Origin of the sequence: Paramagnetospirillum marisnigri (assembly GCF_001650715.1) — a bacterium.
GTDB classification, from domain to species: domain Bacteria; phylum Pseudomonadota; class Alphaproteobacteria; order Rhodospirillales; family Magnetospirillaceae; genus Phaeospirillum; species Phaeospirillum marisnigri.
Genome location: NZ_LWQT01000081.1, coordinates 1 through 9,993, shown reverse-complemented (window position 1 = coordinate 9,993; position 9,993 = coordinate 1). Strand labels below are relative to the sequence as shown.

Sequence of the window (9,993 nt, the reverse complement as noted above, 5' to 3'; positions counted from 1 at the left end):
TCGCGCTCAAGCTCCTTGAGCCGCTTGGCCTGTGAGACCTTCATCCCACCGTATTCCTGGCGCCAGCGGTAGTACGTAACCTCCGTTACCGCCAAAGCCTTGGCGACGTCGGCCACCTTCCGGCCTTGCGCCAGAAGCACGTCCGCTTCACGCAGCTTGCCGATGATCTCTTCGGCGGTATGTCTCTTCTTCGGCATGGAATGTCCCCTTCATGGTCAGTTGAATTATTACATTCAACCTGGAGCCATTCACGGGGGGAGGGTCAGTAGGCTGGCGCCTGATACCCATAGGACTGGCCCCCATAGAACCCGCTCATATACGCCGGATCGATCACACAACCGGTCAAGCTCGCGGCAAGCGCTGCGGCGGCAATGAACACATGAATCTTCACGGAAATACTCCTGCGCTCCATTTGGGAGCTTACGGAGTGTGATGGTGCTCTCGTCCAATGGTGCATTGGTGGCGGTAATGTGGCAATTTTGCCCTAAATAATGAATTCCATATTTTTTCGACATCGGCCAACCGGCTTGAGTAGGATTCCACAAAGTGAGGGAATCTCTGACACAGGTCGCGAATGTCCATAACGTTGACATGATTTGTTTCCACAAGATTGCATTCCCGCTGTCCCAGAGGGAACCAGGGACGCACAGGTATTCTTGCTAATCGCCACCGGCATCATCACCGTGACACATTGGGTCGTCATGAAAAAGGCAGGAACGGCCCCAACCGACCGCTTGACCCGCGAGGGAAAAATGACCAGGACGGCGTTGACGACCGCGATCAATCGGATACTTCGCGACGAGAGGCAATATGCTGGCAAGCTTCAGGCCGATGGCGAGTTTGGCCGGGCCAAACTCGCCTATGCCGCCATCGAGGGGATCACGGCCGCGCTGCGGATGGCGGGAAAGGGTGACGACGACGCTTATGGCGAACGACTGCTTGAAACCCTTGAGGCGCAGCGGAACAGCTACTGCGAATTTTGGAACGATGAAGATGGGGTCGGCACCTCCACCTTCTCGCGGGTCATCAACGAAGTCGAGTCATCGCAGTGAGCCCGTTCGGCGAGACGACATGGATCGAGAAGGCTGAGCTCGAGAACATGCCCTCCGCCAATTATGGCACGGCGAAGTGACGGCCCGATGCTGACGCGACTGCGGACATCCCGACACACACCGCGTCACCCGAGGATGTCGGTCCATGGTGGACTTTTCCTCGCCGCTGAATGATGCACCAACTTTGATTTGGGGAAGGCGATCATGAGCGTCACTCGATTCACCTTCGTCCTGGCTCTTGCCATTGGCGCGGCAGTCGCGCCCGCGCCGTCACGGGCCGACCTGCTCTTCGGCGGCGACCGTCGCCACGTGTCGGCGAGACCTATTTTTTTCACGATGAACAAGAACACCCTGGATCCCGACGCGCTGTTGCAGGCCGACTATGTGGTCGACCACCTGAAGGCCAATCCCGAGGCCAAGATCACCTTGGACGGGCACACCTGTGAGCCAGCCACCGATGACTACGCGTTGGCGCTGGGTGACAGACGCGCCAACAGCGTCAAGGACTACATGGTCGGCAAGGGGATCGCGCCGTCCCGGATCACGACACGATCCTTTGGCCACATGAAGACGCAAGGCGTCGGCCGGAACGATAAGATCAATTGCCGGGTCGATATCAAGTTCGACGAATAGAGCGGCGTGCCCTATATGTGAAACGCCCTGGCGGAGGTGTGATTTTACCGGAGGGCATGGTTCCGGCACGCCGAGGATGGCTGCGCATCCCCCAGGACTCCGCCGATCAGGCACAGCAGGATCGGCCACTCGATCCAGGCATGGACCCCCGCCGCCACGCCGTAGAGGCGGCGGGCATCGGGAAACGACCACAGGAAGCCCATGACCATCACCGCGGCGGCTGCCATGGCCGGCCCCCACCAGCCGCCACGCCGCCATTCAGCCCCGAAGCGCCTAGGCAGAATGCGCAATACCGCCACGTAATGCAGACACTGGGCGAGAACCAGCGCGGGAAAAAGATTCAGCGATGCGATGACCGGCTGCCCTTTCAGCCAACTCAGTTCGCCCGGGAACCAGGCGGGCAGAACACCGAAAACCTCCGGCTGCGGCAGTTGCGGAACCGCCAGCAGCAGCAGGGGCAGCGCCATCATCCAGCGCAGCCCGCTCCACGGATCGCCCGAGGGGCGCCCCAGGCGCTCAAGGCCTATGGGCGTGAAGTTGTGGGCAACCGACAGCGCCACCAGGAGTGCGGCCATGGCCTCCGGCGCCCCGGCCACGCCGATCGTCGCGAGCGCGACCGCCCCGGCCAAGGCCACCAGGGCCGTTCGGGTTGGCCGCCAGCCGTCGCGGATGCCCGGCAGTGTCGCCACCATCGCGAACGCCAATGCCAGGGTCAGCAGGTCCGCCAGCCCCGCCACCGAGTGGCCGATCTTGCCGGCGGCGAAGGCCAGCCGTGCCGATGCCTGCACCGACAAGATGGCGGCAAGCCCGCCCCACCACCAGCGGGGAAGGCGGTCGCCAGCGGTGCGCTTGATCCACGTCATCTCCCAGATCACATGAGGCAGGCCGAAGCACGCGATGGCGACCAGGTACAGTGGCATCGGCGCCCAGCAGGCCAGCAGGGCCAAGACTCCGGCGATGCCCCAGTCGCCTGGCGTCAATGCCGCCGCTTTCAAAATACGTACCTGCCGACCATGGCGGAAAAGCCATTGGCGGCAATTGACAAGGGCCAGGCCCGATGGGCGGACAGAAGCATGATCCGGCCGAGCACAACCGCCTCGACGCCGCATACGACGGCCTCGATGGCGTTAGCGCAACCGCAGTGCAAGAGCGCGATGTAACATGGCAATCCAAGTACAAGCGTCGATATAAAGTATAGCGATGAAATGATGGATGATAGTTCCATTTGACTAAAAACCATATCCCTCCCGGCAAATTCAAAAAACACAACCGCAAATACAACAACCGATGAGCATACCGGCGAGGCAAGCAGGCCAATAACGCTGGTGGCAAATCCTGCGTTAGGTTGCGATCTGTTCATTTCACTTCGCTGCCACGGCGCGTTGCTGGCAATCGGCCAGATCGGCAAACAAAATGCCAGTCATCAAGCTCCCCTTCGTGAACACGTCTATTCGCAGGTCATGGGGCTGAAGGATGCCGACCCATCCGCCTCGAAGCGGCCGACCGTCGCACTTTTGCCCCCCTGATAGATTGTCGCGAGGCCGCCCGCGAAGCGGGGCTCGCCGGGCTGGACGCGTTGGCCGTTGAACGCGATCAGTTCCTCGCCCTGGCTTTTCACCACCGCCAGCCTGGCCTCGAAGCAGGCGGTTCCGACGCAATAGGTCAGCGAGCGTCGACCGTAATCGATCACCAGGTTGGAGTGCAGCTCCTCGGGCGGCTCACACCCCGCCTTCCGGCACTGGAGCAGGATATCCGAGGTGCAATTGCGCGTTGCCGCCGCCAGGGATTGCGGCCAAGCAAGCGCTCCCAGCAAAGCAACGGCCACATACTTCGCTCGATGCGTCATCCCCCCTCCCCTGGTCGATCAAAGGCGCGGATCCGGACACCGGCAACTCCGTCGCCCATTGGTAACGGGTCGTCCGCCCAACCGGGAAACGCCGGATCAGTACCTTGCGGTTTCATTTGCCATGAAGCTAAAGCCATCATGATCGCGCCATCCGCTCCAGTTTGGCGATGGCGGCCAGAATGGCATCCCGATTCCGACGATCCTTCATCCATCGCGGCATTCGGCTGATCATGGCCTTATTCCGCCAAATCACGGGACCTTTAGGGTCGCGACGGATTGGACGGCGTTCCCGAAGGCTGGCGGCAATAAACTCCTTCAGATACAAAAGATGCTCCAGGTTATAAGCCCACAGCACATCTCCGCAGCATGGGGTTCTCAGCCAAAGGTCCACGGGCTTCCATGCCGCCAGTGACCAGGAAATCCGGGAGGCTGGAAAATCAACCCCCGGAATTCCGTTGGCAATGTCTGGGTCGCCTTCGGGGTTGGAAACACCCCCCATGCTCCGGCAGTACCCACACATCACACAGGCAAGCCGCACTTCTCCGTTCCGGTAGACCAGTTCAGCCCGCTTGCCACACTGCGGACAGGCGACCAGCTGGCTATGAAAAAACTCATCAAGCGGGCGACCATCGGATAGAAAACGGCGCATCATCTGCCCTTATGATCTGGTTCAACTTGAACAGAAGTCGCACCCCATCAGGGGAACTTCGGCACTCAGGGTATTCCTCATCGTGGTTTCCGTGGTCCAGTGGGCGGTCCCTCGGGCACCCGATGGATTCCAATCTGGGCGCGATTTGTGGCCTATTTGAGGCCTATTCGATCAGCCGTTGCAGCCAACTCGGCGGCGACGACGGCTTGATGTCGATCACCACCGGATTTTCCGGCAGGCAGGTCATGACTGTCCGCGTCATGAGGATGCGTGAATAAAAGGTCTCCTCCTGCCTTTCCATGCAGCGGCCGGGATAGGACGAAGCGGAGTTGCCCACCCGCACCTCCGCCGCACAGGCATCGCCCGTCGCCTTGTCGCGGCAGAACCGATCGGAAAGTGTCGATGTCGGGCCGCAGCCTGCCAGAACGGGCCTTGGAAACGCAGCATCTGGCGAGGCGGCATGCGCGATTGCATCTTTCCGATCCTTCTCGCAGTAGGCGTCGGAGGCTCTGTAATAACCATCCGGAATATCACGCTGGATTTCGTATTTTTCACGTCTGATGCAAAGGGAGTCGATGGTTGCCGTTCGCCTGTTTATAGACGTACGACACGTCCCTTCACCGCCGCCTTCAAAAGGACTTCCGGGAATGACGCAAGCGCTGTCGACCATTTTTCCCGCACAGAATTGATCCGCCCGGTCATAGTCATGAAACATCCGTTTCACAAGTTCGTCGTGCCCCGGAGGCAGGAGGTCGGCCAGTGCCAGCGACGGCAGGCAGCAGAACACCAGCCACACTATCGTTCTCATCGATCGATCCTCCTTCGGCGCGAGGAGCATTCTTCTCAGCCATTGCCAGGATAGGCTAGGCATTGTCCGACATCGTTCATGGATATCCAACATCTGCCCGCCATGGTCAATTGATGACGGCGAGGCCAACGGCGCAGGACGCAGCATTGGCCAGCATGGAAACCAGGAAGGCCGGCCTTATCGCCAGTTGAGCCATCCAGGATATGAGAAGCGCCTCGGCAATCGTCACCAATGTCTCCGCGCCCAAGGCGCTGGCCCAGAAGGGGAAATGCTGATAGGCCCAGGATGCGCCGGACCACAATTGTGGGTGGGTCGCAGCCGTCGCCACCGCCGCCGCCAAGCCGACATGCCGCGCGCCCCGGCACGCCCAGCCGAACCGGTGGGCGAGGGCATAAGCGGCAGGGGCCTCGATCGACACGCCCAGGAGCAGCGCTTCGAATTCCGTCATGGCCTGGCCTGCTCGCTCTCATGGTCAGGCGTCATTCACGCGCGCCGTGCTGCCTGAGCACTTCGGCGCATTCGTCGAATTTCTCGCGTTTTGCCCAGGACAGCCACGGTTCGTCCCGCCTGCCCTTTTTGTTCGGATCGATCCCGGCGTCAAGAAGGATGCCCAGAGCCTTCGGCCTGCAGGAAAGGAACAATGTCTCATAGATAAGGTCATTGCCGTTATTGTCGATATCGTTGATATCGGCCCCACGCTCCAGGAGATAAAGAACAAGCTCATCTGACTTGTTGTATTTCAGCGCCATTCGCAACGGGGTCCAGCCATTATCGCTGCGCGCCGACAGGTCGGCGCCGCGGTCGAGCAGAATCTTGGCGATTGCCGGATTGTCGGCCCGATGCAGGGCCGTCATGCCGTGATGATCCTTGTTGCCGACATTGGCGCCATGGCCGAGGAGAACCAAGACTACGTCGGTATGACCCCGACCCGCCGCCGATTGCAACAGGCCGCTTACGGAAGCAAGCGACGGCGGTCCATCGCCGAGCAGTTTCTCAACGCGAGCCACGTTGCCGCTCCATACCGCATCCTCGATGGGGTGTGGCGCGGGGAGAGGGTTCCCCAGAGCCGGGATGGCCTGTCCCAAGGACAGCATACAGACCAAGGTCCATGCCAAAAGCCTGGTATATGCACGAACACAATAATCCATTGCCGTACCTTTCATGTATCGAATGAAATCACCGCGCCCAACGGCGGAGACGATAGTGGGCGGGAGATTGGCCAGGTCGCCGCCAACCAACAGTCTGGACCGACCTATTCAGATGCCGCTGGTGGCTTGACCTCGAAAGTGCCGACGAGGACCGACTCACCCTTGCCGGACAGGCGGAGGACGACATTCTCCTCCTTCTGCTGGTCGGTGCCGAACCCGGTCGTGAATTTCAGCATCACAGTCGTATAGGGCGACAATATCTGCTGGCGATGGCCGTAGAATTTGGCCCGAACCTCATAGCTTCCCGGCTTGGCCTGCTTCAGCATGAACTCCTCCGGTCCGAGTCCTCCGGTGAAATCCCGCGACATGTGCCCGCCCTGGTAGGTCAGGCGGTTGCCGAAAAAGGCCCAGTCGCCGTTGGGATCCTTCACCCACAAATCCATGTCGGTATTGTCCGCGTCCCAGCTCAGCACCACCCGCATATCGACCGGCAGATTGCGCGCCAAACGGGGATCGACGCGCGACAGGTCCGCCGTCCTGGCGCGGGCTGCCAGGGTGTTCAGTTCTCCCAGCGAGATCAGGTCGATATCGGCGAAGCGGCGATCCCATCGGTGGGATGCGACCTGCCACAGAAAGTTGACGGCTTCCTGGACGTTGCCGGCGGCGGCATTGGCCAGGCCCAGGTCACGCCATGACTGGGGCTCGTCCGGCGCCAGATCGCGGACCCGCGTGAGTGCCGGCAGGGCCATGTCGGCCTGTCCCGCCTGCAGCAGCCGATAGGCCAGGATGCGCAGCAGCGAGCGGTTGCTCCAGCCGAGTTCCGCCACGTTGGACAGCACCTGCAGCGCGATTTCGCCTTGTCCCGCCTCGAAAAAGATGTCGGCGGCATCAATGAAGAAGGCGGTGCTGCTGGCATAGGCCGGACGCTCGGCGAGATAGGCGCCATAGCGCTGATCTGCGGGGGCGTCCTTGATGCTGCGGAGATAAGGGGCATCGGGAACCCATTTGCGCAGGCGAATTTCGATGTCGGCGGGCTTGGCCGTGTCCGAGGGGCCGCCGGATGCCACCGCCGATTTCGGGGATGGGGCGGCGGCGCCAGCGGTGGCGCGCGCGCCACTCTCCGGCTCAGGCTTCGGCATCGGCTTTTCGCCCTTGGGGAAGTCGCGTTCCCACCAGGAAGCCAACTCGTTGAAGCGTAGCACCAAGTCCTCGATCTGCGCCTTGTCTACCTGCGGGTCCAGGGGGGTCGGCTGTCGCCTGGCCATGAATTCACGACGCATATCGCGCCTGGGGGGCATTACGTCGTAGCGAAGGAAATCCTCCATCCGCTCCAGCGCCAAGAGCGACGTCTCGTCGGAAAGCACCCCGAATTCCTGACCCAGCCGCAGAATCTCGGCCCGATTCTGGTTGGCATCCCCCTGCAGGCTGGCGATCCGCAATCCGGCCCAGCGCTTGGCGGCAAACCCATCGGACTCGATTTCCTCCAGGGGGACAGACACTCGCCGTTGACTGTACTTGCCGGCGCCGTCCACGGTTTTCACCGTCACCGAGGCCTTCGGTTGGGTCACGCGGCCCGCCAGGACCAACCGGCCCCCTTCAGGGTGAATCGACGCCGAAACCAGATCGTCGACCCCGTCACCGCTCAAGGATACAAGGCGTGGACGAACGGTGGTCAGGTCGGCCAGCGCCTGCCCGGTGGACAACACCGTCAGGTCGAGATACTGGCCGTTGGTGGCCTCGGCCAAGTGCCGCAACCGACCGGCATCGGCCTGGGCCGAGGCATTGAGCGCGAACAAGGTTACCGGGAATTTCGGCGCCCCCCTCCCCCAATTGGCCAGCCCATCCGAAACCAGGAGGACCACGGCGTTGCCGCCGCCAAAACCCTCCGGCACCGTCCAGGCGGCCGGGTTTGTGGCTCCGTCATAGGGTACCGCCTCGACGGCCTTGCGCAGTTCCGACCAGTCACCGTTGGCGATGGTGAAGCGCCGGGGTGCTTCGGCCTGATCGCGAGCCACCACCAGCGTAACCTCGGTTCGGCCCAATTTGCGGAAATAGGCGTCGAGCACCGCAAACTCGCGGGAATAGTCGCGCGTGGCACCCGAGCCGGAAGCATCCCAGACCAGCGCCACGGCGTCCGGTTTCGGGCGCGGTACCGTCGCGCCCGAAACCGGTATGTCGGCGTACAAGTAGGGCTTGCCCTCGAACCACGAGCCGATGACAGTGTCGCCGCCGGGTGCCGTCCAGGCGATCGGCATGCCGGCGCGCGGCTTATTCAGCGGAAAGAAGCCGGAAAACGTGGTAACCCCGGCCGAGTGGCGCACGAAGCCGGTGCGCTTGTAGTTGGGGTCGAAGCGCATGGCCCCGGTCGGGATACCGACCGTTTCGCCCTCGACGGACAGCACCGTGTCCTTGGCGCCCCTGATCCCGGCGAAGGTCGCGGCCGGGTCGAAGTTGTTCATCCCCTTGGCATCGGCGATGATGGGCTCGGTGGTCTCGATGGTCACGATGCGCTTGACCTTGGGAAGCAGGGGGTAGACCCGCAGGGAATAGATGTTTCCCTCCGCCCGTTCCATCAGCGCGGGATCGGCATTGGCCCGTTCGATCGCCTCGAAAACCTTTGTCCCCTTGGCCTTCGGCACCGGCACCGCCCGCAATGCCGGACTTCCCGGAGCCGCAGGCGACAACGTGAAACCGGTAACCGTCTGGTTCTCCCGCAGTGGAAAGCGCAATTCGCCCTCCAGTGGGTTTGAATTGGAGTTTTCCAGGCAGATCTCGGTTTCCGTAACCACCATGCGTGCGTAGAGTCGGGGCTTGATCCAGATGCCGCAGACCCCGACGGGCGAGCTTTCCGGCAAGATCGGAGGTTGCGTCTGTGCCGCGACCGGCTGCCACAACGCCATCAGAACCACCAGGGCCCCGGCAAACCAAAGGCGCATCTTGATACCCCCCCCCGAGTCCAAGTGTCCCGCGTCCAACCTTGGATCCGCTCAATTGACGGCCTGGAGTTAGCAGCCTAGCCCGACTTAGGATCGAGGGGAAGCAATGTGCGGACCGCCACGCGGTATTCATCAAACGATTATCGTCGGAGCCGCTTTCCTGTTGGGCCGAAATCTGGCTACTCTGACATCAATAATGGGCATGGGCCGACCATCCGAGAGATATAGACTTCGCAGCACTTCGATTAATTCGAAGCCAACCCCAGCATTAGACGCAGCAGCGGGCGTCATTTACCTTGAATTGGAATATATATGAGAATTTCATTAATGGGCTTCGTATGGGCGGCATTTCTTCTCTGCGCCGCAGCGACTGAGGTACAAAGCTCGGAGGCCGAGAAGACCTGCCTGCGAAATTGCCGCCAGTCGACCCAAGAGGCGAAGAATGCGTGCTCTCAACAACATAACGGAAGAACCTGCAAGGAAATCACGGAAAAAAGTCAGTTTCATCAGTGCATGGAGAAAAATTACATTAAGAATGCAGCTTGCCAGGTGAATGCCCAAACTGATGAGAACACATGCGCCACAAAATGCTTCGCAATGGACCCCAATAGCCCTTACAGCAGAATCAAGACCGAGCAAGAGCGCGAGGAAAATAGTGACCCTCCCCCCGTGAATGGCTCCAGGTTGAATGTAATAATTCAACTGACCATGAAGGGGACATTCCATGCCGAAGAAGAGACATACCGCCGAAGAGATCATCGGCAAGCTGCGTGAAGCGGACGTGCTTCTGGCGCAAGGCCGGAAGGTGGCCGACGTCGCCAAGGCTTTGGCGGTAACGGAGGTTACGTACTACCGCTGGCGCCAGGAATACGGTGGGATGAAGGTCTCACAGGCCAAGCGGCTCAAGGAGCTTGAGCGCGA

At 61.1% G+C, this 9,993-nt stretch carries 13 protein-coding genes; 3 read left to right on the top strand and 10 right to left on the bottom strand.

What is annotated here, in order from left to right; genetic code table 11:
* The coding region (locus A6A04_RS15830) for a transposase (RefSeq protein WP_068492287.1) at positions 1–197 on the bottom strand (197 nt) is incomplete at its 3' end.
* Between the two features lie 65 nt (positions 198–262).
* A complete protein-coding gene (locus A6A04_RS23470) occupies positions 263–391 on the bottom strand; it encodes a hypothetical protein (RefSeq protein ID WP_281196794.1) in 129 nt (42 codons plus the stop codon).
* Positions 392–656: 265 nt separating this feature from the next.
* Here A6A04_RS23470 and A6A04_RS15825 point away from each other — a divergent pair, with 265 nt between their 5' ends.
* Both A6A04_RS15825 and A6A04_RS15820 read left to right on the top strand, forming a co-directional pair.
* The gene (locus tag A6A04_RS15825) at positions 657–1,052 is read left to right on the top strand and encodes a hypothetical protein (protein ID WP_068494599.1); all 396 of its coding nucleotides are present in this window, start codon (positions 657–659) and stop codon (positions 1,050–1,052) included.
* Between the two features lie 204 nt (positions 1,053–1,256).
* Positions 1,257–1,685: an OmpA family protein gene (locus tag A6A04_RS15820; RefSeq protein WP_156612651.1), complete on the top strand. Its 429-nt coding sequence runs from the start codon at positions 1,257–1,259 to the stop codon at positions 1,683–1,685.
* A gap of 44 nt (positions 1,686–1,729) precedes the next feature.
* On the opposite strand, the gene A6A04_RS15815 is transcribed toward A6A04_RS15820, so the two are convergent.
* The 8 genes from A6A04_RS15815 to A6A04_RS15790 all read right to left on the bottom strand — a co-directional run bounded on the left by A6A04_RS15815 (position 1,730) and on the right by A6A04_RS15790 (position 9,072).
* A complete protein-coding gene (locus A6A04_RS15815) occupies positions 1,730–2,632 on the bottom strand; it encodes a hypothetical protein (RefSeq protein WP_156612650.1) in 903 nt (300 codons plus the stop codon).
* Between the two features lie 44 nt (positions 2,633–2,676).
* Positions 2,677–3,093 (bottom strand): hypothetical protein, encoded by a 417-nt coding sequence (locus A6A04_RS22470; RefSeq protein WP_156612649.1) that lies wholly within the window; start codon positions 3,091–3,093, stop codon positions 2,677–2,679.
* Between the two features lie 39 nt (positions 3,094–3,132).
* Positions 3,133–3,531 carry a hypothetical protein gene (locus tag A6A04_RS22465; protein WP_156612648.1) on the bottom strand — a complete coding sequence of 133 codons (399 nt, stop codon included), beginning with the start codon at positions 3,529–3,531 and terminating at the stop codon, positions 3,133–3,135.
* Between the two features lie 136 nt (positions 3,532–3,667).
* Complete coding sequence (locus A6A04_RS22460) at positions 3,668–4,183, bottom strand: hypothetical protein (RefSeq protein WP_156612647.1); 516 nt, start codon at positions 4,181–4,183, stop codon at positions 3,668–3,670.
* 160 nt (positions 4,184–4,343) lie between these two features.
* Positions 4,344–4,988, bottom strand: a complete 645-nt coding sequence (locus A6A04_RS22455) for a hypothetical protein (protein WP_156612646.1) — start codon at positions 4,986–4,988, stop codon at positions 4,344–4,346.
* 106 nt (positions 4,989–5,094) lie between these two features.
* Positions 5,095–5,436 (bottom strand): hypothetical protein, encoded by a 342-nt coding sequence (locus A6A04_RS15800; RefSeq protein ID WP_068494586.1) that lies wholly within the window; start codon positions 5,434–5,436, stop codon positions 5,095–5,097.
* Positions 5,437–5,467: 31 nt separating this feature from the next.
* On the bottom strand, positions 5,468–6,082 hold the full coding sequence (locus A6A04_RS21835) for an ankyrin repeat domain-containing protein (RefSeq protein WP_281196793.1): 615 nt from the start codon (positions 6,080–6,082) through the stop codon (positions 5,468–5,470).
* A gap of 158 nt (positions 6,083–6,240) precedes the next feature.
* The gene (locus tag A6A04_RS15790) at positions 6,241–9,072 is read right to left on the bottom strand and encodes a DUF2135 domain-containing protein (RefSeq protein ID WP_068494583.1); all 2,832 of its coding nucleotides are present in this window, start codon (positions 9,070–9,072) and stop codon (positions 6,241–6,243) included.
* Positions 9,073–9,796: 724 nt separating this feature from the next.
* Here A6A04_RS15790 and A6A04_RS15785 point away from each other — a divergent pair.
* Positions 9,797–9,993 (top strand): transposase (locus A6A04_RS15785; protein WP_068492287.1); only part of this gene is annotated, 197 nt, incomplete at its 3' end.

Coding starts and splice junctions, on each gene's coding strand:
- A6A04_RS22460 (WP_156612647.1), bottom strand. CDS start 4,183: ATGATGCGCCGTTTTCTATCCGATGGTCGCCCGCTTGATGAGTTTTTT.
- A6A04_RS15820 (WP_156612651.1), top strand. CDS start 1,257: ATGAGCGTCACTCGATTCACCTTCGTCCTGGCTCTTGCCATTGGCGCG.
- A6A04_RS22455 (WP_156612646.1), bottom strand. CDS start 4,988: ATGAGAACGATAGTGTGGCTGGTGTTCTGCTGCCTGCCGTCGCTGGCA.
- A6A04_RS22465 (WP_156612648.1), bottom strand. CDS start 3,531: ATGACGCATCGAGCGAAGTATGTGGCCGTTGCTTTGCTGGGAGCGCTT.
- A6A04_RS15790 (WP_068494583.1), bottom strand. CDS start 9,072: ATGCGCCTTTGGTTTGCCGGGGCCCTGGTGGTTCTGATGGCGTTGTGG.
- A6A04_RS21835 (WP_281196793.1), bottom strand. CDS start 6,082: ATGCTGTCCTTGGGACAGGCCATCCCGGCTCTGGGGAACCCTCTCCCC.
- A6A04_RS15800 (WP_068494586.1), bottom strand. CDS start 5,436: ATGACGGAATTCGAAGCGCTGCTCCTGGGCGTGTCGATCGAGGCCCCT.